This window comes from Acidaminococcus sp. HCP3S3_G9_1 (assembly GCF_052122455.1).
Lineage (GTDB): Bacteria > Bacillota > Negativicutes > Acidaminococcales > Acidaminococcaceae > Acidaminococcus.
This window is the reverse complement of the sequence record NZ_JBQKCH010000012.1, coordinates 26953-52897: the sequence shown is the minus strand read 5'-3', so window position 1 is coordinate 52897 and position 25945 is coordinate 26953. Positions and strand designations below refer to the sequence as shown.

The 25945-nt window shown below is 58.6% G+C and carries 25 protein-coding genes, 1 other RNA gene and 1 other annotated feature; of the genes, 21 read left to right on the top strand and 5 right to left on the bottom strand.

The features are described 5' to 3' along the window. The first annotated feature begins 38 nt into the window (after nucleotides 1-38). The 6 genes from ssrS (at nucleotide 39) to ftsY (ending at nucleotide 6716) form a co-directional block, all read left to right on the top strand. Nucleotides 39-221, top strand: a non-coding RNA gene (gene ssrS, locus ACTQY1_RS08410) — 6S RNA. A 38-nt stretch (nucleotides 222-259) separates the two neighbouring features. Continuing rightward, complete coding sequence (gene lspA / locus ACTQY1_RS08405; RefSeq protein ID WP_279128048.1) at nucleotides 260-739, top strand: signal peptidase II; 480 nt, start codon at nucleotides 260-262, stop codon at nucleotides 737-739. Further along, nucleotides 661-1653, top strand: a complete 993-nt coding sequence (locus tag ACTQY1_RS08400; RefSeq protein ID WP_441374047.1) for an RluA family pseudouridine synthase — start codon at nucleotides 661-663, stop codon at nucleotides 1651-1653. Before lspA ends, ACTQY1_RS08400 begins: the two co-directional genes overlap by 79 nt. Before the next feature lie 15 nt (nucleotides 1654-1668). After that, nucleotides 1669-2220: a bifunctional pyr operon transcriptional regulator/uracil phosphoribosyltransferase PyrR gene (gene pyrR / locus ACTQY1_RS08395; RefSeq protein ID WP_022487722.1), complete on the top strand. Its 552-nt coding sequence runs from the start codon at nucleotides 1669-1671 to the stop codon at nucleotides 2218-2220. A 12-nt stretch (nucleotides 2221-2232) separates the two neighbouring features. After that, complete coding sequence (gene smc / locus ACTQY1_RS08390) at nucleotides 2233-5796, top strand: chromosome segregation protein SMC (protein WP_441374046.1); 3564 nt, start codon at nucleotides 2233-2235, stop codon at nucleotides 5794-5796. Beyond that, entirely contained in the window at nucleotides 5793-6716 is a 924-nt protein-coding gene (gene ftsY, locus ACTQY1_RS08385; RefSeq protein WP_022487720.1) for a signal recognition particle-docking protein FtsY, read from the top strand. Before smc ends, ftsY begins: the two co-directional genes overlap by 4 nt. 6 nt (nucleotides 6717-6722) lie before the next feature. On the opposite strand, the gene ACTQY1_RS08380 is transcribed toward ftsY, so the two are convergent. The 3 genes from ACTQY1_RS08380 to ACTQY1_RS08370 form a co-directional block, all read right to left on the bottom strand. Beyond that, nucleotides 6723-7496: an alpha/beta hydrolase family protein gene (locus tag ACTQY1_RS08380; protein ID WP_154487392.1), complete on the bottom strand. Its 774-nt coding sequence runs from the start codon at nucleotides 7494-7496 to the stop codon at nucleotides 6723-6725. A gap of 456 nt (nucleotides 7497-7952) precedes the next feature. Further along, nucleotides 7953-8180: a type II toxin-antitoxin system MqsA family antitoxin gene (locus tag ACTQY1_RS08375; protein ID WP_022486611.1), complete on the bottom strand. Its 228-nt coding sequence runs from the start codon at nucleotides 8178-8180 to the stop codon at nucleotides 7953-7955. Nucleotides 8181-8186: 6 nt separating this feature from the next. Beyond that, on the bottom strand, nucleotides 8187-8498 hold the full coding sequence (locus ACTQY1_RS08370) for a DUF4258 domain-containing protein (protein WP_329777577.1): 312 nt from the start codon (nucleotides 8496-8498) through the stop codon (nucleotides 8187-8189). Nucleotides 8499-9401: 903 nt separating this feature from the next. Between ACTQY1_RS08370 and ACTQY1_RS08365 the strand changes: the two genes are divergently transcribed. From ACTQY1_RS08365 to ACTQY1_RS08335, 7 genes are read left to right on the top strand one after another with little or no spacing between them, the layout of a single operon-like run. After that, nucleotides 9402-10529: a glutathione S-transferase C-terminal domain-containing protein gene (locus tag ACTQY1_RS08365; protein WP_308664265.1), complete on the top strand. Its 1128-nt coding sequence runs from the start codon at nucleotides 9402-9404 to the stop codon at nucleotides 10527-10529. Nucleotides 10530-10533: 4 nt separating this feature from the next. Then, entirely contained in the window at nucleotides 10534-11880 is a 1347-nt protein-coding gene (locus tag ACTQY1_RS08360; RefSeq protein ID WP_441374045.1) for an MmgE/PrpD family protein, read from the top strand. Continuing rightward, nucleotides 11867-12706 (top strand): transporter substrate-binding domain-containing protein, encoded by an 840-nt coding sequence (locus tag ACTQY1_RS08355; protein WP_374047535.1) that lies wholly within the window; start codon nucleotides 11867-11869, stop codon nucleotides 12704-12706. Before ACTQY1_RS08360 ends, ACTQY1_RS08355 begins: the two co-directional genes overlap by 14 nt. 21 nt (nucleotides 12707-12727) lie before the next feature. Continuing rightward, nucleotides 12728-13453 (top strand): amino acid ABC transporter permease, encoded by a 726-nt coding sequence (locus ACTQY1_RS08350; protein WP_441374044.1) that lies wholly within the window; start codon nucleotides 12728-12730, stop codon nucleotides 13451-13453. Next, nucleotides 13446-14165, top strand: coding sequence for an amino acid ABC transporter permease (locus ACTQY1_RS08345; protein WP_308664261.1), 720 nt, complete (start codon nucleotides 13446-13448; stop codon nucleotides 14163-14165). Before ACTQY1_RS08350 ends, ACTQY1_RS08345 begins: the two co-directional genes overlap by 8 nt. Further along, nucleotides 14162-14971, top strand: a complete 810-nt coding sequence (locus ACTQY1_RS08340; RefSeq protein WP_308664260.1) for an amino acid ABC transporter ATP-binding protein — start codon at nucleotides 14162-14164, stop codon at nucleotides 14969-14971. The genes ACTQY1_RS08345 and ACTQY1_RS08340 overlap by 4 nt, the downstream gene beginning before the upstream one ends. Next, nucleotides 14950-15435 carry a GNAT family N-acetyltransferase gene (locus ACTQY1_RS08335; protein ID WP_308664259.1) on the top strand — a complete coding sequence of 162 codons (486 nt, stop codon included), beginning with the start codon at nucleotides 14950-14952 and terminating at the stop codon, nucleotides 15433-15435. The genes ACTQY1_RS08340 and ACTQY1_RS08335 overlap by 22 nt, the downstream gene beginning before the upstream one ends. A 90-nt stretch (nucleotides 15436-15525) precedes the next feature. Here the strand turns inward: ACTQY1_RS08335 and ACTQY1_RS08330 are convergent, their stop codons facing one another. Together ACTQY1_RS08330 and ACTQY1_RS08325 are read right to left on the bottom strand one after the other, a co-directional pair. Then, the gene (locus ACTQY1_RS08330) at nucleotides 15526-15648 is read right to left on the bottom strand and encodes a hypothetical protein (protein WP_268234256.1); all 123 of its coding nucleotides are present in this window, start codon (nucleotides 15646-15648) and stop codon (nucleotides 15526-15528) included. A gap of 13 nt (nucleotides 15649-15661) precedes the next feature. Next, complete coding sequence (locus tag ACTQY1_RS08325; RefSeq protein WP_308664258.1) at nucleotides 15662-16813, bottom strand: sodium ion-translocating decarboxylase subunit beta; 1152 nt, start codon at nucleotides 16811-16813, stop codon at nucleotides 15662-15664. A 611-nt stretch (nucleotides 16814-17424) separates the two neighbouring features. Here ACTQY1_RS08325 and ACTQY1_RS08320 point away from each other — a divergent pair. The 8 genes from ACTQY1_RS08320 (at nucleotide 17425) to ACTQY1_RS08285 (ending at nucleotide 25892) form a co-directional block, all read left to right on the top strand. After that, nucleotides 17425-18438: an alpha-hydroxy-acid oxidizing protein gene (locus ACTQY1_RS08320; protein ID WP_154487388.1), complete on the top strand. Its 1014-nt coding sequence runs from the start codon at nucleotides 17425-17427 to the stop codon at nucleotides 18436-18438. A gap of 12 nt (nucleotides 18439-18450) precedes the next feature. Beyond that, nucleotides 18451-19779 (top strand): TrkH family potassium uptake protein, encoded by a 1329-nt coding sequence (locus ACTQY1_RS08315; RefSeq protein WP_022487263.1) that lies wholly within the window; start codon nucleotides 18451-18453, stop codon nucleotides 19777-19779. 16 nt (nucleotides 19780-19795) lie between these two features. Next, a complete protein-coding gene (locus ACTQY1_RS08310; protein WP_022487264.1) occupies nucleotides 19796-20455 on the top strand; it encodes a potassium channel family protein in 660 nt (219 codons plus the stop codon). Next, nucleotides 20452-21234: a TrmH family RNA methyltransferase gene (locus tag ACTQY1_RS08305; protein ID WP_302157993.1), complete on the top strand. Its 783-nt coding sequence runs from the start codon at nucleotides 20452-20454 to the stop codon at nucleotides 21232-21234. Before ACTQY1_RS08310 ends, ACTQY1_RS08305 begins: the two co-directional genes overlap by 4 nt. Nucleotides 21235-21276: 42 nt before the next feature. Then, nucleotides 21277-21489, top strand: a binding site (T-box leader). 97 nt (nucleotides 21490-21586) lie between these two features. Continuing rightward, nucleotides 21587-24331, top strand: a complete 2745-nt coding sequence (gene ileS / locus ACTQY1_RS08300; RefSeq protein WP_441374054.1) for an isoleucine--tRNA ligase — start codon at nucleotides 21587-21589, stop codon at nucleotides 24329-24331. 458 nt (nucleotides 24332-24789) lie between these two features. Continuing rightward, nucleotides 24790-25080 (top strand): metal-sensing transcriptional repressor, encoded by a 291-nt coding sequence (locus tag ACTQY1_RS08295; RefSeq protein ID WP_022487267.1) that lies wholly within the window; start codon nucleotides 24790-24792, stop codon nucleotides 25078-25080. Between the two features lie 42 nt (nucleotides 25081-25122). Next, nucleotides 25123-25323, top strand: a complete 201-nt coding sequence (locus ACTQY1_RS08290) for a heavy-metal-associated domain-containing protein (protein WP_022487268.1) — start codon at nucleotides 25123-25125, stop codon at nucleotides 25321-25323. Nucleotides 25324-25457: 134 nt separating this feature from the next. Further along, complete coding sequence (locus tag ACTQY1_RS08285; protein ID WP_288311706.1) at nucleotides 25458-25892, top strand: OmpH family outer membrane protein; 435 nt, start codon at nucleotides 25458-25460, stop codon at nucleotides 25890-25892. Nucleotides 25893-25945 lie beyond the last annotated feature (53 nt).

Sequence of the window (25945 nt, the reverse complement as noted above, 5' to 3'; positions counted from 1 at the left end):
ACAATATAGGGTTCAGGCGGTATAATACAAATAAAAGAGCAACCCTCCGATGTGCGAGTCGAATTCCATATGTTTTGAGCCAACACTCTCTATAAGGGAGCCCGTGAACTCCGGCCGTTGATGATATGCCCTTTCGAGGGGACATCAGATATGACAGGGAGGGCACCCACCTGCTTAGGCAGGTTCAAAACTCGGAATTGGTACGGCATTGTAGGGCTCTTTCTTTTTTTATACCAAAATAAAGGAGCCGTGAACGCGGATGCTCATCCAGATTTTCCTGGTGGTCTTGCTGGACCGGATCACCAAATTTTTCATTACCCATACCATGACCGTCGGCATGAGCTTCCCGGTGATTCCCGGGGTGGTGAGCTGCACCTATGTGCTGAACCCGGGGGCGGCTTTTGGCCTGCTGGAATACCAGCGGGTTTTCTTTGTGGTGATCACCCTTCTGGCGGCAGGCGCCGTCTTCTATTTCCGGGACCACATCCACCGGGAGGGACCCAAGGCCCGGCTGGGGACGGGACTGTTCCTGGGAGGCGCCCTGGGGAACCTGATCGACCGGATCGCCACCGGGTATGTGATCGATTTTGTGGACTTTCATTTCTGGCCGGTGTTCAACGTGGCCGATATCTTTATCTGTGTGGGAGTGGGGCTGATCGTATGGAGTATGCTGGAGAACGAAACCGGGAAAACCCGGCACCCGGAACCCAAGGACAAACCGGGAACGGGAGCCGTCTGATCGTAACGGAACCGGCGGGGCCGGAAGAAAAGGGCCTCCGGACCGACGTGTTCCTGGCCGCCCGGCTGGACTGCACCCGGTCCGCCGTCCAGCATGACATCCAGAAAGGCCGGGTGACCCGGCAGGGGAAGCCGGCCAAGGCCAATACCAAAGTGAAAGAAGGGGACGTGTTCCAGGTGCTGGTGCCTCCGCCGGTGGATCTGGCGGCCAAACCGGAGAACATCCCCCTGGACATCCTCTACGAAGATGAGGATGTGATCGTGGTGAACAAGCCCCGGGGGATGGTGGTCCACCCGGCGGCGGGGAACCCGGACGGGACGCTGGTGAACGCACTGCTGTACCACTGCAGGGACCTTTCCGGGATCAACGGGGTGATCCGGCCGGGGATCGTCCACCGGCTGGACAAGGACACCAGCGGGGTGATGATCTGCGCCAAAAATGATTTGGCCCACCAGTCCCTGGCGGAGCAGATCCAGAAAAAGGAAGCCAAACGGACCTACCTGGCCATTGTCCGGGGGAACGTGAAAGAGGACCATGGGCACATCGAGACCCAGCTGGACCGGGATCCCCGGGACCGGAAAAAGATGGCGGTGGTGCCTGCAGGGGGACGCTGGGCGGCTACTGATTATGAGGTGCTGGAGCGGTACGGGAAATTCACCGTGGTCCGCTGCCGGCTCCTGACCGGCCGGACCCATCAGATCCGGGTCCACATGACTTATATCGGCCACCCTCTGGTGGGGGATCCCAAATACGCCCCCCAGAAGACCTGCTTTTCCATCAGCGGACAGGCCCTCCATTCGGAGCAGCTGACCTTCCGCCATCCCCGGACCGGAGAGTGGATGACCTTCACTGCCCCGGTGCCGGCTGATATGCAGACCATCCTGACCCGTCTCCGGAACGGGCAGTTCCATTGACAAGGAGGAAGTAACATGAGCGTTTCTGTGAAGAAAAAAACCATTATGGATGCCGATGCCATGCGCCGGGCCCTGGTCCGGATCTCCCACGAGATTGTGGAACGGAACAAAGGGGTGGACAATGTGGCCCTGGTGGGGATCCGCACCCGGGGAGTGCCTCTGGCCAACCGGCTGGGGCAGGAAATCGAAGCCATCGAGGGCGTGAAGCTGCCGGTGGGCTCCCTGGACATCACCCTGTATCGTGACGATCTGTCCACCCTGGGGTACAACCCGGTGATCAGTGAAACGGACATCGATTTCGACCTGAACGGAAAGACGGTGATCCTGGTGGACGATGTGCTGTTCACCGGCCGGACCATCCGCAGCGCCCTGGACGCCCTGATCGACATGGGCCGGCCCAAGGCCATCCAGCTGGCGGTGATGGTGGACCGGGGCCACAAGGAACTGCCCATCCGGGCGGACTATGTGGGGAAGAACGTGCCCACCAGCAACAGTGAGACCGTGGATGTGTCCCTGACGGAAATCGACGGCAGCGACGAAGTGGCCCTGTCCGACATCCAGGGATAAGAAGGGACTGCCGTGCGTTTAAAAAGTTTCTCAGCCCATGGGTTCAAATCCTTTGCAGACAAAGTAAATATCGAATTCGAGCCGGGGATCACCGCCATTGTGGGCCCCAACGGCAGCGGCAAAAGCAATATCTCCGACGCCATCCGGTGGGTCATGGGGGAACAGAGCGTAAAGTACCTCCGGGGCACCAAAATGGAGGACGTGATCTTCGCCGGCAGCAGCGGCCGCCGTCCCATGGGCATGGCGGAAGTGGACCTGGTGTTCGACAACACGGACCACACCCTGCCGGTGGATTTCGACGAGGTGAGCCTCCAGCGCCGGGTGTTCCGGAGCGGGGACAGCGAATATTCCATCAACGGGAAGAACTGCCGGCTGAAGGACGTGGTGTCCCTTCTGGCGGATACCGGGCTGGGACGGGGGTCCCTGTCCATCATCGGTCAGAACAAGATCGACGAGATCCTCAACAGCCGTCCGGAAGACCGGCGGGCCATTTTCGAGGAAGCGGCGGGGATCGCCAAGTACCGGATCCGGAAGAAGGAAGCCCTCCGGAAACTGGACGACACGGCGGCCAACCTGCTGCGGATCCACGATATCCAAAGCGAGATCGAAAACCAGCTGGTGCCCCTGGAAGCAGCAGCGGAAAAAGCCCGGCAGTATGAAGCCATCAGCGCCCGGCTCCGGCAGGTGAAGGTGACCCGGCTGCTGGGCCAGCTGGCTTCTCTGGAAAAAGAAAAGGCCCGGCTCACGGAAAAACTCACCCTGCTGGAAACCCAGCTGAAGGAACTGGCGGAACTGTCCGGGGCCCTGGGCAAACAGCAGGAAGCCCTGGAACAGCGGCTCCAGGAACGGGAAAACGCCTACAGCGCCTACCAGGAACAGATCCTGGCCCGGGAAAAGGAAGCCGCCGGGTACCGGAGCCAGAAGGCGGTCCAGGAGGAACGGATCCAGCAGAGCCGGAACCGGATGGACCAATTGGCCAAAAACCGGTCCGCCCTGGAAGAGGAACTGGCCCGGAACCAGGAGAACCTGGACCTGGTGACGGAGGAATACGACCGGCTGGAAGAAACCCAGTACCGGGCCAAAAAGCGCCTGGAAAGCGCCGCCGCTGAAAAGGAGACCCTGACGGAAACCGTCCGCCAGGGGGAAGAAAAACTGAAGGCCTGGCAGGAACAGGCCTTTGACAGCATGCGGACCCTGGTGATGACCCGGAACAAACTGGCAGGGGTCCGCCAGGAACAGGACCGGATCCACCGGCAGCAGGAAAGCCTGAAGGAAAAGGTCCGGGAGGCGGAAGAGGCTCTCCAGGAAGTGACCGCCGCCCTCCAGGGGGAAAAGGACAGCCTGGAAACCCTGGAAGACCGGAAACAGCAGCTGGAAGAAACCGCCCGGCAGCTGAACGGGGCCCTGGAACAGAGCATCCGGGCCTACCGGGAACAGGAAGGGGCCCTGGAACAGAACCGGCGGACCCTGAACCAGAAAAAGGCACGGCTCCAGGTGCTGGCCGCCATGGAGCGGGAGCATGAAGGGTTCAGCAAAGGGGTCCGGACGGTGCTGGAGGCCCGGGCACCCTTCCGGGAAAGAATCTGCGGTGTGGTGGCGGAGCTGTTCACTGTGGAGGATGCCTATGTGACGGCCCTGGAAACCGCCCTGGGGGGTGCCCTCCAAAACATCATTACCCAGGATGCCCCCACGGCCCAGGCAGCCATTGCCCATCTGAAAAAGGTCCAGGGGGGACGGGCCACCTTCCTGCCTCTGGATACCCTCCGGCCCCGGGCCCTGGGCGCCCGGGAAAAAGCGGCCCTGGGGTGTCCGGGGATCATCGGCATCGCCGGAGATCTGGTCCGGTGCGATCCTGCCCTCCAGCCGGCGGTCCGGTTCCTGCTGGGCCAGGTGCTGGTGGCGGACAATCTGGATCATGCCCTGGCAGCGGCCCGGAAGGCGGATATGCGGGTGCGGATCGTGACCCTGGAAGGGGATGTGGTCTACGCCGGAGGTTCCCTCAGCGGGGGCCAGAAACAGCAGGGGAAAAGCTTCCTGTCCCGGAAGCAGGAGATCCACCGTCTTACGGAAGAAACAGTCCAGCTGGAAACTGCCGGGAAGGAGTTCCAACAGGCTCTGGACGGCCTGGCAGACAAGGGACGCCGGGTAAAGGAGAAGCGTCAGGAGGCCCTGGATGCCCTCCAGAAAATCGCAGTGGAAAAGGCCGGGGCGGCCGCCCGGGTCCAGCAGGAAGAAGCCCAGAAAAAACGCCAGCAGGAGAACCTGGAACTGCTCCTGGCGGAAAAACGCCAGGGGGCGGAGGCTTTCCTGGAACTCCAGCAGCAGGTAAAGGAACTGGCGCCCCAGGTGGAACAGCTGGAAAATGCCGATGTGGAAGGGAAAAAAGCGGCCCAGGCCCTCAGCGACGGGCTGGTGGAACAGCGGACAAAGCTGGAAGGGGCCGCCCGCCGGCACCAGGATGCCCTGATTGCCGTAAATGCCGGGGAAAGCCAGCTCCAGGCCCTGAACGACCGGATCCAGTCCATGGACCGGATGGGCCAGAGGACCCAGGAAGAGATCACCTGGGGAGAAGAGGAATCCCGGCAGATGGAACAGACCATCGGCAGCTGTGAAAAGGCCCTGGAAAAACTGGGCGGGCAGATTTCTGCCCTGGAACAGGAACTGGCCGGCAGCGACGGGGCCCGGCAGAAATTCCTGGAAGAACGGGAAGCCCTGCTGCAGAAACGCCAGGAGCTGACCCAGCAGGGGGTGATCTTCCAGGGCCAGGAGGCCAGCCTCCGCCAGAAGATCCACAACAGCGAAATGGACCAGGTAAAGAAGGCGGCAGAAGGGGAACACTGCCGGCAGCAGCTCCAGGAAGCCTACGGGCTCACGGAGGAAACCGCCCGGCAGGAAGCCCTTCCCGATGACCTGCCCGAAGGGGAACTGAAGGAACGGGAAGCCCGGGCGGCCCGGGAACTGGCGGACCTGGGACCGGTGAACCAGGCGGCCCAGGAGGAATACCGGGCGGCCAAAGACCGGTACGACTTTTTGAAGAAGCAGTATGAGGACATGGTCCAGGCCCGGGAACGGCTGGAAACGGTGATCAGCGGCATCAACAGCGACATGACCCGCCGGTTCCGGGAGGCCTTCGCCAAGATCAACGGGTATTTCGCCGACTGTTACGAGAAACTGTTCGGCGGGGGACGGGCCCGGCTGCGGATCCTGGATGAGAAGAATCTCCTGGAATCGGGCATCGACATCGAGGCCCAACCCCCGGGGAAAAAGATGCGGAACCTGTCCCTGTTTTCCGGGGGAGAACGGGCGCTCACCGTGATCGCCCTGCTCTTTGCCCTGTTGACCTACCAGCCGGCGCCGTTTGTGATTTTGGACGAAATCGACGCCCCTCTGGATGAAACCAACATCGACCGTTTTGCCCAATTCCTGAAAGCATACGGACAGAAGACCCAGTTCATCGTGATCACCCACCGGAAGGGGACCATGGAAGCCGCGGACGTGCTCCACGGGGTCACCATGGAAGAATCCGGGGTGTCCCGGGTGCTGTCTGTGAAATTATCGGAGGTAGCCGAATCATGAGTTTTATGGAACAACTGAAAGACGGGCTCAGCAAGACCCGGAAAAACTTCACCGAACGGATGGAGGACCTGGTGGGGGCCAGTGTGGACCTGGACGAGGACTTCATGGATGAGATGGAGATGATCCTGGTGGCCGGGGACGTGGGGATCAAGACCACGGAAAAGATCATGGCCGCCCTCCGGAAGGCTGCTGCCACCCGGCAGATCAAATCCCCGGCAGAGGCTCTGCCCTTCCTGAAAAACTACATTGCGGACCTGCTGAAGACCAACGGGCCCCGGATGCGGTTCAAAGGCCATCCCTCCATTGTGCTGGTGGTGGGGGTGAACGGGGTGGGGAAGACCACCACCATCGGCAAGCTCAGCAACTATTACCGGCTGATGGGCTACAAGGTGATGATGTGCGCTGCGGACACCTTCCGGGCCGGGGCTACGGAACAGCTCCAGATCTGGGGGAAGAAGGCCCAGGTGGACGTGATCGCCCACGGGGACGGCGCGGACCCGGCGGCAGTGGTGTACGACGGGGTCCAGGCGGCCATTGCCCGGAAGGCGGATGTGCTGTTCGTGGATACCGCCGGACGGCTCCACAACAAAACCAATCTCATGAAGGAACTGGACAAGATCTACCGGGTAATCCGGAAAGAGATCCCCGACGGGCCTCATGAGACCCTGCTGGTGCTGGACGCCACCACCGGCCAGAACGCCATCAGCCAGGCCAAAATCTTCCTGGAAACCGCCCATGTGACCGGGGTGGTGCTCACCAAGCTGGACGGCACCGCCAAAGGGGGCGTGGTGATCGCCATCAAGGAAGAACTGGGGCTGGATGTAAAGTGGATCGGCGTGGGAGAAGGGATGATGGATTTCCGCCCCTTCGATCCCCAGCAGTTTGTGGAAGCCTTGTTTGAGACAAAAAAAGAGGACTGACGAAAGTCAGTCCTCTTTTTTTGTGTCCGGTCCGAAGAATTCTACTATGGTATGGGCGGCGAAATCGCTGGTCTTGGGATCCGAGAAGGTGTGGTTGGCATTTTCCACCGGGATGAAGGTAATTACGTTGTTTTCTGCAAATTCCCGGGAATCCTCGATGGGGGCCAGCTTGTCCTTGGTCCCGTGGAGAATCAGCATGTCATCGGCCCAGTCAAAGTACTCGTACTTCCGCACATCGGATTTTTCCAGGTCTTCCACGAACTGTTTGTCCATTTTCATCTTCCGTTCATAGCCCACCTGGACTTCCTTGCCCTTTTCCAGCTTTTCCATTTCTTCCGGGCTCAGGTAGTTCTTTACCAGCTGGGCCATGTGGATCCCCGGGCACCGGAGAGCCACCTTTTTAAAGGGATTCCCCACTTCCGCCATGTATTTCAAGGTCAGGTAGGCCCCGAAGCTGGTGGAGTAGTTGTACAGGGTGGTGGCGTGGAGTTCTTTATGGGCATAGTCCACCACCAGGGTCAGGTAGGTCATGAATTCTTCCAGGACCAGCTTCTTCCGGGCATCCGCCCCATGGCAGGGCCAGTCGAACACCAGGGCCCCGTACCCCTTGTACTTGGTAATCAGCTGCTGGGCGAACTTGGCGGCGGAATGGTTCTCCTTGTTGCCCCCGAACCCGTGGGTGCAGATGGCCAGGTTGGGGATGTTCCGGAAGTCCTTCTGGTAGAACAGCTTGCACCGGACGCTCAGGCCGTTTTCATTGATATCGATGTATTTTTCCATTGACAGGCATCCTTTCCTATTGGTCACGGGTATTAGTATAGAACAGATGGGGGACGGGGGCAAGGGGGAGGGGCTGTTGGTTGGCAGCAGCCCCGGTCAGATGACAGTCACTAGTCTCTGGTCTCTAGCGGCAGGAGGGAACCCGCCGGGCGGGCTCCTGGGAACGTATAAAAAGCGGAGGCCGGGACGGGCGGGCCTGCGGCTCGCCCCTACGGCGTTGCTGTCGGATGTTGAGTACAACGGTCACAGGAACGGATTTTTTGACAACCCCGTTTCTCTGATTTTCTGTTGCATCTCTGACCCCAACGTGGTAGGGGCTTCCCGAAGGGAAGCCCATCCCGGCCGGAGGGTTTCACGTTCAAAGGCAGATGCGGCAGCATCTGGCATCCGAAACGATGAACGACTCACGATGAAACAAAAGACCGCCGGATTTTCCGGCGGCCTTTTCCAACCTATTCACGCAGCAGATGGATAATTGATTACTGCAATTTCGGTCAGTGAATTTTTGACCTGGTCGACAAGTTGTTCCAGACGGGCGGCCACTTCATCAGAATAAGAAACTTCACCACATTGTGTACAAACTTGAGAGGGTACGTTCTTGACAATAACAATGCAGTTTCCCAAATCGACCATGAAGGTTGTCAGTTTATTTTCAAGGGTTCCTTTGCATAAAAAACATTTCATTTCAGACTACTCCTTTCTGTGAGAGAAAGTATCATCCCATTGCAACGGGTCAGGCCTATAGGCAGTGATAATCCAGAGAATACCATCTCCAACTCCGCAAACAATATGCAGAGGCCCACTTTTCAAGGCAAGACTTAAAATTAGACAGCTGGGATAGGGAAAGTCGTCAGGGTAATATTCAATCACTTTTCCTGAGGCAATGGCATTTTTAACATCTTCCCGAGATATGTTGCGTTTGATTAGACGCTGCATTACATGATTTGTCCATTGTATTTTACCTTGATGACATAATGACTGTATGAGTTCTATGGTCAGCATCTTTTTATTCCCTTCTGTTATTTTTAATATTATAACATGGATCGGAACAGAATGAGTTTGTAACCTGAAGAAGGGAACAGGGCCGCTTTTCCGTCTCACGTCTCACGCCGATGGAAATCATCTGCCGGGGGCAGGTGGTCATGAGCTGACAGTCACTAGTCTCTAGTCTCTAGCGGCAGGAGGGAACCCACGGGGCGGGTTCCTGGGAACGTATAAAAACGGCGGCCGGGACGGGCGTGCCTGGGGCTCGCCCCTACGCCGTTGGGGTCGGATGTTGGATACAACGGTCACAGGAACGGATTTTTTGACAACCCCGTTTCTCTGATTTTCTGTTGCATCTTTGACCCCAACGTGGTAGGGGCTTCCCGAAGGGAAGCCCATCCCGGCCGCCGGTTTTTCGTGTTCGAAGGCAGATGCTTGAGCATCTGGCATCCATCAGCCGCGGACCCGTTAATCACTTAACCACCTAACCACCTAATCACCTAACCACATTTTCTTTAATTCCTATTGACATACTATCAATTCAATGGTATCATCTTCCCATAATTTCAAAACAAACGCAATGACGAAAAAGAGTAGGACCCTGGAATGCAGGCAGCGAACCCGGACAGTGGAAGCGGGGATGACTACGGGATCTGAAGTGCCTTTCTGAGCGTGCAAAGTCCAACAGGGCCCGGCCCTCAGTAGACTTTCCGACTGACAGCCGTTACCCTGTCAGGCAGGAGGATTGTCCTGCCTCTGAGGCTGCACCTGGCAACAGGGCAGCGAAACTGGGTGGATCCACGGAGCCAAAGCTTTCGTCCCAATAGGGACGGGAGCTTTCTTTTTTTTACTCCTAATCCATATAAAAATACTATACATTAACCCCGCAATCCCGGGTTCTGTACAAAGGAGAGAATCATCATGACTGAAATCGACATCCACGCCGCCAAACTGGCCCGGATCAAGGATCCGGAAATCGCCGCCGCCTGGAAGGACATTACTGTAAAACGGGCCATGAATCCCTGCCCCATCGACTTTTCCGAATTCCATTCCAGCAACCCCCGGGCCCATACGGTCCAGAAGGAATATGAAGGCCAGGACGCCTCCAACTTCAACCGCCGGCAGAAATACGCCGACGATGAGGAACCCCAGTTCACCACTCCCTTCGGGGAAGGTCCGGACCAGCTGCCGGTGGAACCGGGCCGGTACCGTCTGGTCTGGTCCAAGCACTGCCCCTGGGCCAACCGGGTGGCCATTGCCATCGACCTTTTGGGCCTGGACAAGGTAATCTCCAAAGGGGTGGTGGATCCTCTCCGTCCCGCCGGGGTGGTGGGGGACTGGTTCTTCACCCTGGATCCGGACAATGTGGACCCGGTGCTGAAGATCCACTCCCTGGGAGAAGCCTACCGGAAAGGAAACCCCGCCTATGACCAGCGCTCCACGGTGCCTGCCATTGTGGACGTGACCACCGGTGCTGTAGTGAACAACGACTACCACGACCTGACTACAGAAATCGCCGTGGCCTGGACCAAGTACATCAGTCCCGACGCTCCCGACATCTATCCGGAAGACCGGCGGGACGACATCGATGCCCTCAACGACATCATCTACGCCGACGTGAACCTGGCGGTGAACCTGGCCGCCCTGGTCACCAGCCAGAAGGATTACGAATTCTACTATGAAAAGGTGTTCAACCGTCTGGACTGGCTGGAAAACCGTCTGGCCACCCGCCGGTATCTCATGGGAGACACCATCACCGACCCGGACATCCGGCTGTTCGTGACCCTGAGCCGGTTCGACCTGGTGTTCTACCAGAAGTACTACGTGAACAAGAAGCGCCTGGTGGATTACCCCAACCTGTGGAACTACGCCAAGGACCTGTACAGCAACCCGGCCTTCGGCGGGAACACCGACTTCGACTCCATGCGGAAGCGGTTCTACTATGTGGACCACACCCCCTACGAAGATTTCCCCCGGATCGTCCCCAAAGGCCCGGACATGAGCATCTGGGAAGAACCCAATGACCGGGCGGAGAAGTTTGGGAAGTAAGATGATGGATGAAGTAACGGCGACGCTGGTCCACCTGATCCGCCAGACGGATCTGGACCGGCGTCCGGATCTTTTCCGGCAAAGCAAGATAGCTTTCCTGGATTACCTGGCCTCCGCTCTTCAGGCGGCCCGGGAACCCCAGGTACAGAAAATGGCCCGGTGGGTAGAAACCTTTCCAGGCAGAGCCCATCTCCTGGGTCTGCCAGGCACCAGCCATCCTTTTATGGCGGCCTTTTTCAACGGGTTCCAGTCTCATTACCTGGATCTGGACGATGCCCAGTCCAGCATTGCCGGTCATTTCAGCACCGTACTGTTTTCTGTGCTGTTGGCGGAAAGTACTCCTGAAGTGCCCGTGAAAGCCTTCCTCACCGCCTACAATGTGGGGGCGGAACTGGAAGGGATCCTGGGAGGGTATTTGAATCCTCAGCACAAGCGCCAGGGCTGGCATTCCACCGGGACCCTGGGTTCCATCGGAGGGGCCGGGGCCCTGGCCAGCCTGAAGCAGCTGGGACCGGAAGCTGCCGCCAATCTCCTGTCCCTGGGGGCCACCCAGTCGGCGGGCCTGGGGCTGGAAGCCGGCAGCGATGGAAAGCCTCTCCACGCCGGGTTCGCCGCCCGGAACGCGGTGTTTGCCTGGGAGATGATCCGGTACACCCGGGTCACCGCCAGCCTGCGGCCTTTCAATAACGACAACGGCTGGCAGCAGGTGTTCGGCAGCCTGACCCTGGATCCGGAAGAACTGGAGCAAAAATGGCTGAACCCGGGGCAGATCCTTGCTCCGGGCCTGTGGATGAAGCTCCATCCCTACTGCAGTGCCGCCATTGGAGGAGCCGCCGCCTGCCGGGAACTGTTCCGGCGGGGGTACACCCTGGACAAACTCCGGGAAGTGACTTTCCATTTTCCTCCGGGAGCGGACAAAGCCCTCCACTATCCGGCCCCGGAAACCGGGAAGGAAGGGAAATTTTCCATAGAATACGTGGGATGGCAGATCCTGACCCGGGGCGGGGAAGAGGACAGCCTCTTCAATCTGCCCCAGGTGCCGGAAGCCTTCCGGCAGGCTCTCCCCAAATTCCATCGGGCCAACGACCTGCCTCCTGTGGAGAAAACCGTCCGCCGGACAGTGGTCACCGCGGTGACCCTGGAAGGAGAGCCGGTGGAAGCGGAAGTGCCGGATCCTCTGGGCAGCCCCCAGCATCCATTTTCCGAAGAGGATCTGGAAGAGAAGCTGATCCGGGCCAAAGGAGAAGCCTGGACCCGGAAACTGTTGGATAAAATGGCAGACTGGCCCCGGGGAAACCTGGGGGAGATCCTGCCTCTGTTGTATGATGAAAGGGGATATGAACATGACTAAGAAATTCCAAAAAGTACTGGCCCTGGCAGCTGCCGGGCTCCTGGCCCTTGGACTGGCCGGCTGCGGCGGTCAGCAGGCTGCCAAGGACAGCAGCAAGACCGGCGGGGACAAAAAGGCCATTGTGGTGGCCACCCGGGGTACGGCCAAGCCCTTCTCCTTTACGGACGATAAAGGGAACCTGACCGGCTTTGACGTGGAAGTGCTGAAAGAAGTGGAAAAGCGGGATCCCAGCCTCCATTTTGAATTCAAGCCCATGAGCCCGGATGCGGCCTTTGTGGCCATGAAATCCAAGCAGGTGGATATGATCGCCAACCAGATGCGCCGGAATCCCACCCGGGAGAAGAAATACATCTATACGAAAGAAAGCAACAACTATACCGCCCGGAAACTGGTGGTAAAGGAAGGCCGGACGGATATCCAGAGCTTCGACGACCTGGCCGGGAAAAAAGTGGCAGTCACCTCCAACTCGGAATTCAACGATCTGGTGAAGGAATTCAACAAGACCCACAATCCGGGAATCGATCCTATCTATTCTGACAAGGGAGCTGCAGAAAACCTGAACCTGGTGGCCACCGGCCGGGCCGATGCCGCCGGGGAATATGAATACGTGGTGAATGTGGCCCGGAAGGAACAGAACCTGCCGGTCCAGGCAGTGGGCGGCGTCATGCAGTCCGTGCCCACCTACTTCCTCCTGCGGAAGGATCCGGCCATGCAGACCGTAGCGGACAAAATCGACAAGGTACTGAAACAGATGAAGGAAGATGGAACCTTAAAGCAGATTTCCATCAAATACCTGGGCAAGGACTACACGGTCCAGCCTCAATAAGAAGAAAGGATGAAAGCAAGCATGGGAAGTTTTTTCAGTGTCCAGTACATGGCGGCCTCGTTCCCCACACTGGCCAGCTATCTGCCGGTGACCCTGTTCATTACCCTGGTGTCCGGGGTCCTGGGGATTTTCCTGGGGATGGGGCTGGCGGTGATCCGGGTGAAGAAGATCCCCGGGCTGAACCTGCTGACCCGGGTGTTCATTTCCTTTATCCGGAGCACCCCCTTCCTGGTCCAGCTGTTCGTGGTGTATTTCGGTGTGCCGGAACTGCTGCAGAAAATGGGGCTGGACGTGAATGAACTGCCTCCCATGCTGTTCATCCTGGTGATCTTCGTCCTCCATGTGGGGGCCTATGGGGCGGAAATCCTCCGGTCCAGCATCCTGGCAGTGGCCTCGGGAGAAAAGGAAGCCGCCGCCAGCCTGGGGATGACCAGCTGCCAGGTGTACCGGCGGGTGATCCTGCCCCAGGCCCTGGTGCTGTCCATTCCTCCCCTTTTGAACGAAATCATCAGTACCCTGAAAAGCACTGCCCTGATCTTTAACGTGGGGATCGTGGACATGATGCGCCAGGCGGACCTGATGGGGGGCAACAGCCAGCGGTATCTGGAACTGTATGTGGACGCCGCCATTTTGTACGGTATCCTGATCTTTGCCCTGGCGGTGGCGGGCCGGCAGGTGGAAAGTCATTTCAATGTGGCCCAAAGGGCCCGGAAGACCCAGCTGAAGGAGGTGGCTCTCAATGAATGAACCGTTTTTGGACGGAGAATATTTCTGGGCCGCCCTTCAGGCGGTGCTTCCCTATGTGAAGGTGACCCTGGGGCTGACTTTGGCCAGTGTGGTCCTGGGAGCCATCCTGGGCCTCATCTGCTGCCTGGTGGAGATCCGGAAGGTGCCGGTGCTGTCCCAATTGGCCCGGCTGTATGTGCTGGTGTGCCGGAGCCTGCCCAACATGGTGCTGCTGTACCTGGTGTATTACGGGGTGCCTCTCCTGCTGATGGCCCTGGCCCAGAAAGGCCATGTGGTGCTCCATGTGGAGAAGGTGACGGCTCTGCAGATTGCGGTGGTGGGGCTTACCCTCCACACCGGGGCCTATCTGACGGAAATCTTCCGGGCGGCTCTCCAGTCCATCCCGGAAGGCCAGCTGGAAGCAGCCCAGTCCATCGGGATGACCTGGCTCCAGGCCTACCGGCGGGTGATCCTGCCCCAGGCGGCGGTGTTCGCCCTGCCTCTTTTCGCCAACCAGTTCCTGTCCACCATGAAGAGCACCAGCATTGTGTTCGTGATCACGGTGATTGAACTGTTCGGAGCGGCGAAACTGTTTTGTGAAGACAACTCCCAGTATTTCGAAGCCTATATGGCAGTGGCCTGTATTTACTGGGCCATGGGGGTATTTTTTGAATTTGTGTTTGACCGGCTGGAATTTCGTCTGAGCCGGTTCAGAAGGGGGAATGCATTGTGATCCGGTTGGAACATGTGTTGAAAAAATTCGGGAACCGGACGGTGCTCCGGGATGTGAGCATGGAGGTGCCCACCGGCAGCGTGACGGTGATCCTGGGGCCCTCGGGCAGCGGGAAGACCACTTTCTTGCGGACTATCAACTTTCTGGGCCAGGCGGACGGGGGGACCCTCCAGCTGGATGAGGACAAGCCGGTGGATATGGCCCATGCCTCCAAAAAGGAGATCCTCCAGGTGCGCCGGAACACCGCCATGGTGTTCCAGCTGTACAACCTGTTTTCCCACATGACCGTGCTGGAAAACGTCATGGAGGGGCTGGTAACCGTCCAGAAAAAGAGCCGGCAGGAAGCCCGGGAACGGGCCCTGGCCTGCCTGAAAGAGGTAGATATGGACCAGTTCCGGGACTATTATCCCATCCAGCTGTCCGGGGGACAGCAGCAGCGGGTGGGGATTGCCCGGGCCCTGGCCATGAATCCCAAGGTAATCCTGTTCGACGAACCCACTTCCGCCCTGGATCCGGAGCTGGTGGGAGAAGTGCTTACGGTGATTAAAAAGATCGCCCGGGAATGGAAGGTGACCATGATCATCGTCACCCACGAAATCGCCTTTGCCCGGGAAATCGCCGACCAGGTGATCTTCATGGAAAACGGCCTGATCGTGGAACAGGGAACGGCGGACCAGGTGCTGAGCCACCCGAAAGAACAGCGGACCCGGCAGTTCCTGAACCGGTTTTTGAACAACAGCTGCCTGGCCTGCCAGGTGCTGGAACAGGAAGGAGGGGATGGGCTGTGGCATACGCGCGTCAGCTGACCGTGGAGGATGCGGAAATCTATTTTGATGTGCTCCACCGGAGCTACCAGACGGACCGGCAGTATCCCATCAGCTTTTCCGCCATGGACGCCACCCTGGAGGACGAAAAACAGTGGCTGGCCACCCAGCCCACCTACGGGTGGTTCGAGGGGGAGAAGCTGATCAGCGCCATTTCCCTGCGGATGCCCTGGGGAGGGCACCCGGGGCCCAAGGCACTGCCCCATATCGGCCAGTTCATTACGGACCCGGATTATGCCCACCAGGGGTACGCAAAAAAAATCCTCCACTGGGTGGAGGAAGAGGTGTTGAAAAAGCAGCTGAAGGCCCCGGCGGTAACCCTGGGCACGGCGGATACCCATCCCTGGCTGAAAGCCATGTACCTGCACCTGGGGTTCCAGGTGATCGGAGAAAAGCAGCTGCCCGGGAAGAAGCACAAGACGGTGTATTTGGAAAAGAAGATGTGAGAACCAAAAGGAGGCTGCTGCACAGAACGTACAGCAGCCTCCTTTTTGGGGCCGCGATCCGCGACCGGTGTGCTGCTCCTGCAGCACACATTATTCTTTCGCCGGAAACAGTTTCGTCAGACCCCAGGTCAGGCCGGCGAACAGGGCCATGACCACGAACAGGGTGGGGTAGGCGATGACGAGAAGCTGCAGGGCTGCGGTTACGGAATCCATGTTTCTGCCTCCTTTACATTAACACCGGGATCAGGGCCATGCCCAGGCCGCCGGCTACTACGCTGGCCACCTGTCCGGCCACGTTCACTCCGATGGCGGACTGGATGATGAAGTTGGTGGGGTCTTCCTTCAGGGCCATCCGGGCGATGACCCGGCCGGAGATGGGGAAGGCGGAAATGCCGCAGGCCCCGATCATGGGATTGATCTTCTTTTTCAGGAACAGGTTGGCTATTTTGGCGAACAGCAGGCCACCCACCGTATCGAAGATGAAGGCCACCGCACCCAGGGCCAGGATCTTCAGCACCTGGAGGGTCAGGATGTTTTCCGCGGTCATGGTGGCTCCTACGGTGATCCCCAGGAGCAGGGTCACCAGGTTGGTCAGTTCATTCTGGGCACAGTTGGACAGGCTGTCGCAGCAGCCGGACACTTTCAGCAGGTTCCCGAACATCAGGGCCCCGATGAGGGGTACGGAAATGGGAGCGATGATCCCGGCGATCAGGGTGACCATAAGCGGGAACAGGAACAGGGCTGTCTGGGATACGGGCTTTTCTTCGTGATAGGGCATCCGGATCCGCCGTTCTTCTTTGGTGGTCAGCAGCTTCACCACAGGAGGCTGGATAATGGGCACCAGGGACATGTAGCAGAAGGCGGTGACGGTAAGGGGAGCCAGCATCTCGGTGGCGAATTTCTGGGCCACGAAAATGGTGGTGGGGCCGTCAGCAGCGCCGATGATTCCGATGGAAGCGGCTTCGTTGAAGGGGAAGCCCACCAGGGTGGCACAGAGGGTGGCGGCGAAGATCCCCAGGTGGGCGGCGGCTGCGAACAGCATCATGTAGGGAGCCCGGATCAGGGGGGTAAAGTCGCACATGGCGCCGATGCCGATGAAGATCAGCACCGGGAACAGTTCGTTGGCGATGCCCATGTTGTACAGTACGGTAAGGAAGCCCGGTTCACCGCCCCCGGTGGGCATGACGGCAAAATGGCCGGGGATGTTGGCCAGGATGCAGCCCACCCCCATGGGGAAAAGGAGCACCGGCTCGTAGCCCTTCCGGACCCCCAGCCAGATCAGGATGGCCCCGATGGCCAGCATGACCCAGATGGTCCAGTCGCCCATGGCGAAGACCCCGGAAAACAGTTCCTGCAGTACTTGGCTTGCGTTTGACATACAATCACCTCATTGTAGAATGTGCCAGGTAGAACACCAAAAAAGAGGACCGGACATTTTTCAATGCCAGGTCCTCATGATCCCTCCTGCCCCTGTGCCATACGCAGGAAGGTTTTATCCATTTGTATGTGGGTATTATAGCGTATTTTGAGGGGGAGCGCAAGGGGAAAAGAGTGCAGAGTGCAGAGGGAAGAGTATCTGCCCCAGGCAGATGCTCCTGGATGGAAACGCAGCCCGGCGGGGCTGCTAACCCACCACCATTGCGCAGGCGCAATGGTCCCCTGGATTTTGAGAGAGGCGGCTTTGATGTCGTCCCCACCACCATTGCGCAGGCGCAATGGTCCCCCGCCCTTGAAAAGGGCGGATATAAAAAAGATAAAGGGGCAGAGAAAAGTCACCTGACCCCCTGATCACTTACCCACTTACCCCCTGGCCACACTGGCGGGCGGCCGGGCCTGCCGCCCCTACGGTTGAGGGAGCATTTCACTTCTTCCTGGATGGGTGTATGTTCTGCCTGCCGCCTACGGTTGGGGGGAGCATCCGGGCTCCAATGTGGTATAATAGGATTCGAATCTGGAGGCGGTGCCTCCTACTACAGGGGAGTGACAGATATGGATTTCAAGGAAGTTATGGAAAATGCCAGAAAATGTTTGGGTAAATGCAAGGGCTGCCCGGTGTGCAACGGGGTTGCCTGCCGGAATACCATTCCCGGCCCCGGGGCCAAAGGAGTGGGGGATACGGCCATCCGGAACTACGCCAAATGGCAGGACATCCGTGTGGTGATGGATACCCTTTGCGAAAAACGGCCGGTGGACACTTCCATCGAACTGTTCGGACGGACCTTCAAATATCCTATTTTCGCCGGTCCGGTAGGGGCTGTGGCCATGCACTACAGCGACAAATACAATGATGTGACCTACAATGCGGAACTGGTGCCCGGGTGCGCGGAAGCCGGCATCGCCGCCTTTACCGGGGACGGGATGGATCCCCAGGTGATGCAGGGAGCCACCGCTGCCATCAAGGCCTGCGGAGGCGTGGGGGTGCCTACGGTGAAACCCTGGAATGCCCAGATGATCGCTGAAAAAATGGACCTGGTGAAACAATCCGGGGCCTTTGCCGTGGCCATGGACGTGGATGCGGCCGGTCTGCCCTTCCTGAAGAACTTCGTTCCCCCTGCGGGCAGCAAATCCGTGGAAGAAATGCAAGCCATCATCAAAGACGCGGGTCTGCCCTTCATCATCAAGGGGATCATGAGCGTCAAAGGCGCCCTGAAGGCCCGGGAAGCCGGAGCCTCCGCCATCGTTGTCTCCAACCACGGGGGCCGGGTGCTGGATCAGAGCCCGGCAACGGCGGAAGTGCTGGAAGAAATCGCCGTGGCCGTAGGCGGCACCATGAAGATCTTTGTGGACGGGGGCATCCGCAGCGGTGTGGATGTGTTCAAGGCCCTGGCCCTGGGAGCTGACGCGGTGCTCATTGCCCGTCCCTTCGTAAACGCGGTCTATGGGGGCGGCAAGGAAGGCGCCAGACTCCTGGCGGACAAACTGGGGGCGGAACTGGCGGACACCATGGAAATGTGCGGCGCCGCTTCCCTGAAGGAAATCTCTTCGGAAATGGTCCGGAAATAAGGTGGAGGGGCTTTGAACCAGATTAGACATTTTTCCCCTTCCCAGCTGATCGCCCTGACTTTCGCCGGGCTGATCCTGGCCGGGGCCCTGCTGCTGATGCTGCCCTTTGCCGGCCGGGAAGGGGCAGGGCTGTCCTTTGTGGACGCTCTCTTCACCGCCACTTCCGCCTCCTGTGTCACCGGCCTTGTGGTGGTGGATACAGGGACGTATTTTTCTACTTTCGGCCAATTGGTGATCATCGCCCTGATCCAGCTGGGGGGCCTGGGACTGGTGCTGTTCGCCACGTTGTTTTCCGTATTGCTGCGGAAAAAGATCGACCTGCAATCCCGGCTGAACATCCAGGCTTCCCTGAACCAGGACGAACTGGATGGGGTGGTGCGGATGAGCCTGCGGATCGCCAAATACACGGCGGTGATCGAAGGGTTCTTCGGCACGGTGCTGGCCTTCCGGTTCTGGCCCCAGTACGGCCTCCGGGGGATCTACTACGGCTACTGGCACGCGGTGTCTGCCTTCTGCAACGCCGGGTTCGACCTGTTCGGCCACTACCAGAGCCTGACGGCTTTTGTGGGGGATCCGGTGGTGAACCTGTCCATCGGCCTGCTGATCATCCTGGGGGGCCTGGGGTTCGCGGTGATGCGGGACGTGCTCCAGAAACGGAACTTCCAGCGGCTGAAGCTCCACAGCAAAATGGTGCTGACAGTGACCGGGCTGCTGATCGCCATCGGGATGATCGGGTTCGCTCTGCTGGAAAGCCGGAATCCTGCCACCCTGGGCAGCCTCAGCACCGGGGATGCCTTCTGGGCCAGCTTCATGCAGTCGGTGAGCCCCCGGACCGCCGGGTTCAACTCCGTGGACCTGAACAGCCTCCGGGTGCCCACCATGATCCTCACCATTTTCCTCATGTTCATCGGGGCATCCCCGGCATCCACCGGGGGCGGCATCAAGACCACCACCTTTGCCCTGCTGTTGCTGAACATCTGGCAGGTGGTCCGGGGCAAAAGCGAATGTGAGATCTTCGGACGGCGGATCGGGGAGGAGACCCTGTTCCAGGCCTTCGCCATCACCAGCCTGTCCCTTCTGTGGGTGGCCTTTGCCACCCTGGCCCTCACCTGCCTGGAGGACACCAGCTTTCTGGCGGCGGCTTTCGAAGTGGTGTCCGCCTATGCCACGGTGGGGCTGTCCACCGGGCTCAGCCAGCATATCGGCACTGCCAGCAAGATCATCCTGATTTTGTCCATGTATGCAGGCCGGGTAGGGTTCATGACCTTCGCCCTGGCCCTGGCGGCCAACAAACCTTCGGGACACATCCATTATCCCAAGGAACATATCATCATCGGTTAGGAGTTATGGGGATATCATGAAAAACAAACAGCAATTTATCGTCTGGGGATTGGGCCGGTTCGGCAGCAGTGTGGCGGAAACCCTCACTGCCCTGGGTCACGAGGTCCTGGGCGTGGACAACAATGAAGATGTGGTGGAAAACATGGCGGACAAACTGACCCATGCGGTGGTCTGCGACGTAATCGACGAAAAGACGGTGAACAGCCTGGGGATCCGGAATTTCGACGTGGGGATCGTGGCCATCGGCACCCTGGAACCCAGCCTGCTGGCCACCATGCTGCTCCGGGAAGCGGGGCTGAAGACCATTGTGGCCAAGGCTTCCAATCCCATCCACGGGAAGATGCTGAAGAAGCTGGGAGCCACCAAGATCATCTATCCGGAACGGGACATGGGACGCCGGGTGGGCCACAACCTGGCCTACACCAATATCCTGGATTTTGTGGAACTGTCCGACAACATCTGCCTGATGGAAGTGAACCTGAGCCCCAAAATGGCTGGGAAAAGCCTGGCGGAAATGGACGTGCGCCGGAAGTACCAGGTGAACGTGGTGGCCATCAAACACCAGGACGGCTCCACGGAAATGACCCTGGAACCCACCAAGCCCCTTGCGGAAGGGGACCTTTTGGTGGTCATCGGCAGCCGGAAAAGTGTGGAAGCCCTGGAGGACGGCATATGATCAGTACCCTGACATCGTTGAAGAATGACCTGGTGAAGCGGGCGGCTTCCCTGAAAATGAAAAAATACCGCCAGAAGGAGGGCCTGTTCCTGCTGGAAGGGAAACGGGCAGTGGAAGAAGCCCTGGCTTCCCAATGGAATATCCGGGCCCTGTTCTTTACCCGGCTGCCGGAAGGCTGGGACGAAAAGGCGGAAGAAAGCAGCCTGCCCTGGTATGAAGTGCCCCTGCCGGTGCTCCAGAAGATCACCGCCACCGAAGACCCTCAGAGTGTGGCGGCCCTGGTGGAAATCCGGCCCCGAGACCTGGGGGATTTTGCCCCGGACCGGGGATTCGTGCTGGTGCTGGACCAGATCCGGGACCCGGGGAACCTGGGGACGTTGATCCGCACCGCCGATGCCCTGGGGGCCGCCGGGGTGGTGCTGCTGAAGGATACGGCGGACCTGTACAATCCCAAGGTGGTCCGGTCCACCATGGGGTCCCTGTTCCACCTGCCGGTGTTTACCGGGGTGGAGTCGGCGGACCTGGAAACCTGGTGCCGGAAAAACGGATATGCCCTGTGGGCCACGGCCCTGGAAGGGGCGGAAGACATGACGAAGCTCCAGTGGCCGGCAAAGACCGCCCTGGTGCTGGGCAGCGAGGCGGAAGGGGTGTCCCCGGAGCTCCTCAAAGCCGCGGATCAGAAGGTGAAGATTCCCATGGCCGGCCAGGCGGAAAGCCTGAACGTAGCCGTAGCCGGGGGCATCGTAATGTTCCAGGCGGCCCGCTCCTTTTCCAGTTGACCACCGGGTCTAAGAAGTGTATAATAAACACGAATTTCAAACCAACAGGCGATGACAGAGACAGTACGCTTCTGGCTGGTACAGCGATCCGGGGAGGGTGGGAGCCCGGACAGGAGGCTTTTTGCGGAAGATCACTCTGGAGCCGGTCTTTGAACCAGCAGTAGGGGACCCGGGTTATGACCGTTATCCCATACAAGAGTGGCAGCAAAGCTGTCATGAGGGTGGTACCACGGGCCCTTTTGTCCCGTCCCTTTCGGGGGACGGGATTTATTTTTTTTGGAGGTGTGCAAGAGTGAGCAAGAAAGACGACAAGTACGCAGCGACCCTGAATCTTCCGGAAACGGAATTCCCCATGCGGGCAGGGCTGCCCAAACGGGAACCGGATTTCCTGGATTTCTGGTATAAAAATGATATCTATGGAGAAAAACAGAAGCTCCATGCAGGCCACAAGAAGTTCGTCCTCCACGACGGACCTCCCTACGCCAACGGCAAGATCCACATGGGCCATGCCCTGAACAAGGTCCTGAAGGACATCATCATCAAATACAAATACGCCCAGGGCTATGACACCCCCTACGTCCCCGGCTGGGATACCCACGGCATGCCCATCGAACATGCCTGCCTGAAGGCCACCGGGGTGGACCGTCACAAGCTGTCCCCGGTGGAACTGCGGAAAATGTGCCGGGAATATGCCCTCCAGTGGATCGACACCCAGCGGAAGGACTTCAAACGGCTGGGTGTGCTGGGCGACTGGGACCATCCCTATGTAACCCTGGATCCTCATTTCGAAGCGGAACAGATCCGGGTGTTCGGCACCATGGCCAACAAGGGATACATCTATAAAGGGAAGAAGACCGTATACTGGTGCCCTCACTGCGAAACTGCCCTGGCCGAGGCGGAAATCGAATACGCCGACCAGAAGACGCCTACCATTTTCGTGAAGATGCCGCTGGTAAAAGACAACGGGCTGACTCCGGAAGCCGCCAAGGGCAAAAAAGCTTATATGGTGATTTGGACCACCACCCCCTGGACCATTCCTGCCAACGTGGCTGTGGCCCTGAACCCGGACTTTGACTATGCCTGGGTGGAATACAACGGGGAAGTGCTGATCATGGCCGCCGACATGGTGGACAAAGTGGCCCAGGAATGCGGGGTGGAATTCGGCCCTGTGCTGGGGACCACCAAAGGCCGTGCCTTTGAATATGCGGAATGCGAACATCCCTTCCCGGAATACAACCACCGGAAATCCCTGGTGGTGCTGGCTGACTATGTGGACAAGGAAGCCGGTTCCGGCTGCGTCCATACGGCTCCCGGCCATGGGGACGTGGACTATCTCACCGGTCTGAAATACAAGCTGCCCATCCTGTGCCCGGTGGACCAGAAGGGCTGCTTCACCGAAGAAGCCGGGGAACTGTTCCAAGGCAAGTTCGTCTTTGACAGCAACGGCCTGGTGATCAAACATCTGGCGGAACAGAACGCCATCCTGGGCAAAAAGACCATCCATCACCAGTACGCCCACTGCTGGCGCTGCAAGAACCCCATTATCTTCCGGGCTTCCGAGCAGTGGTTCGCTTCCGTGGACGGGTTCCGGGATGAAGCCCTGAAGGCCATTTCCGAAGACGTCCAGTGGATCCCCAGCTGGGGGGAATCCCGGATCCACAACATGGTGGCCGACCGGCATGACTGGTGCATTTCCCGGCAGAGAGTCTGGGGCGTGCCCATTCCCATCTTCTACTGCGAAGACTGCGGGGAACCTCTGATCAACGAAGACACGGTGGAAAAGATCGCCACCATTTTCGATAAAGAAGGCAGCGACGCCTGGTGGAACCACACCGCCGAAGAACTGCTGCCGGAAGGGACCAAATGCCCCAAATGCGGGGGCACCCACTTCCGGAAGGAAAAGGACATCATGGACGTGTGGTTCGACAGCGGCTCCTCCCACATGGGGGTATGCAAGCGCCGTCCGGAACTGAGCTGGCCCGCGGACATGTACCTGGAAGGCAGTGACCAGCACAGAGGCTGGTTCCAGAGCTCCCTTCTGACCAGTGTGGCCGTCACCGGCAAGGCTCCCTACCGGAGCGTGCTGACCCACGGCTATGTGCTGGACGGGGAAGGCCGGAAAATGTCCAAATCCCTGGGGAACGTGGTGGTGCCCCAGGAAGTCATCGATCAGTACGGAGCGGATATCGTCCGGCTGTGGGCGGCTTCTTCCGACTACAAGCAGGATGTGCGGATCTCCCCGGTGATCCTGAAGCAGCTGGCGGAAGCCTACCGGAAAGTCCGGAACACCATCCGGTACATCCTGGGGAACACCCATGATTTCGATTGCGAAACCCAGAAGGTGGCCTTTGCCGACATGGAAGAACTGGACCAGTGGGCCCTCATGCGCTTCGAAGCCCTGAAAAAGGACGTGACCGAAGCCTATGAAACCTACGATTTCCACGTGCTGTTCCATGCCATCCACGATTTCTGCACCGTGGACATGAGCTCCTTCTATCTGGATATCATCAAAGACCGTCTGTACACCAGTCGGAAGGACAGCAAGGCCCGCCGGTCTGCCCAGACCGCCATGACCCAGATCCTCCGGGAACTGATGGTGATGCTGATGCCTGTGCTGAGCTTCACCATGGAAGAAGTGTACCAGTATATGAACAAACCGGCTGATGCTCCCCAGAGCGTGCAGATGCTGCCCTGGCCCCAGGCCCATCCGGAATATGTGAAGGAAGACCTAAAGGCCAAATGGGATGCCTTCATCGCCATCCGGGGTGAAATCACCAAGGTGCTGGAAGGGGCCCGCCGGGCCAAGACCATCGGCCATTCCCTGGATGCCAAGGTGGAACTGTTCGCCACCGGGGATGCCCTGGCGGAACTGAAGGCCGTGGAAAAGGATCTGCCGGCGCTCTTGATCGTGTCCCAGGCGGAAGTCCATGAAGGGCTCACCGACGCCGGGGAAGCCACCGGCCGGGACGACCTGAAGGTGCTGGTGGAAGCTGCCGAAGGGGAGAAATGTGAACGGTGCTGGTGCTACAGCAAGACCGTAGGCCAGGATCCCAAGCATCCCACCCTGTGTGCCAAGTGCTGTGAGGCGGTGGAGTGACACTGGCTGTCAATGGTCAATGGTCAATGGCCGAATGAGGCCAAACGCGGCAGGCGTTTGGCGTTGAAGGGAAACGCAGCCGGGAGCTGCTAACCCACCACCAGCCTTGCGGCTGGTCCCCCGCCCTTGAAAAGGGCGGATATACGATCGGGCCTCCGGCCCATTGCTTGGGGCACCAGGGCAGCAAGTCTGCATACCCTGAAACGAAGGATTGCGCGTACCTCAAAACGAGGGACTTTATGTCCCGAGTTTTTATCCGCCCTTTACAAGGGCGGGGGACCGTTGCGCTGGCGCAATGGTGGTGGGTTAGCCGCCTTGGCGGCGTTTCTGATCGTGGCCAAACGCATTTGCGTTTGGCTTCCATCGGCCGCTGACCGTTGACCGCTGACCGAAAAGGGATTGTCACTTGACAATCCCTTTTTCCATGGCTACAATATACGTAACGGAGGTATAGTACCATGGAACACCTGAAGACAATGCGGGACAAGAATGGGAAGGATTATCAGGACCTGATCACCCGTCTGAACCGGATCGAAGGCCAGGTGCGGGGAGTGAAAAAAATGCTGGAAGAAGACCGGTACTGTGTGGACATCCTGACCCAGGTCAGTGCCATCACCTGCGGCCTCAATGCCTTCAATAAAAAGCTCCTGGCCAACCACATCAAAAGCTGTGTGGTCAACGACATCCGGGCCGGGGACGATTCTGTAGTGGACGAACTGTGCGAAACCCTGCAGAAACTGATGAAATGAAAAAACGGCATACTGCCTGTGGAAATTGAAGGAGGAACTGTAATGGAAAAAGAACTGAAAGTCAATGGAATGATGTGCGTCAACTGCCAGAAACACGTCCATGATGCCCTGGCCGCCATGGCCGGCGTATCCAGTGTGGACGTCAACCTGGAAAAAGGCACTGCCAAAGTGACCGCTGACCGGGACATCCCCCAGGATGAATTCAAGAAGGTCATCGAAGAAGCAGGGTATGAATTGGCGTGAGAGCCGGGGCCGGGGGTGTGGAAAATCCACACCCCCTTTTTCGCTTGCGTCCGAAAACCACTCATGATATAATGACTCCTGTTAGATTCGCTGTTGCTTTAGAAGGATTCTTACAGAAGAAAGGATGATTTTCAGTGAAAAAACAATTGATGGCCCTGGTTATGGCCCTGCTGGTGTGCGTTGGTTACTCTGGCGCCCTGGTTCCGGCTACGGCCTATGCCGCCGAAACCATCGGCTATGTGGATTTAAATACCGTATTCTCCCACCATCCTGATTTCGCCTCTGCCCGGGCTGCCATGAGCCTGGAACAGCAGAACGCCCAGAAGGAATTCCAGGAAAAGGCCCCCAGCCTGGACGACAACGGCAAACGGGCCCTGGACAACACCCTGACCGAACGGATCGCCAAGAGAGAGCAGGATCTGTTTGATCCCATCCGGAAGAAGATCCTGACCGCAGTCCACAAAGTGGCCAAGGAAAAGGGCATCAACACGGTTCTCAGCGCCGGTGCCGTAGTTGACGGCGGCGTGGACATCACCAACGATGTGATGAAGGCCGTAGGAGCAAAATAAATCGGACACGGAAAGGTGCTGCCTGGCAGCACCTTTTTTGCATTTGGAAAGGA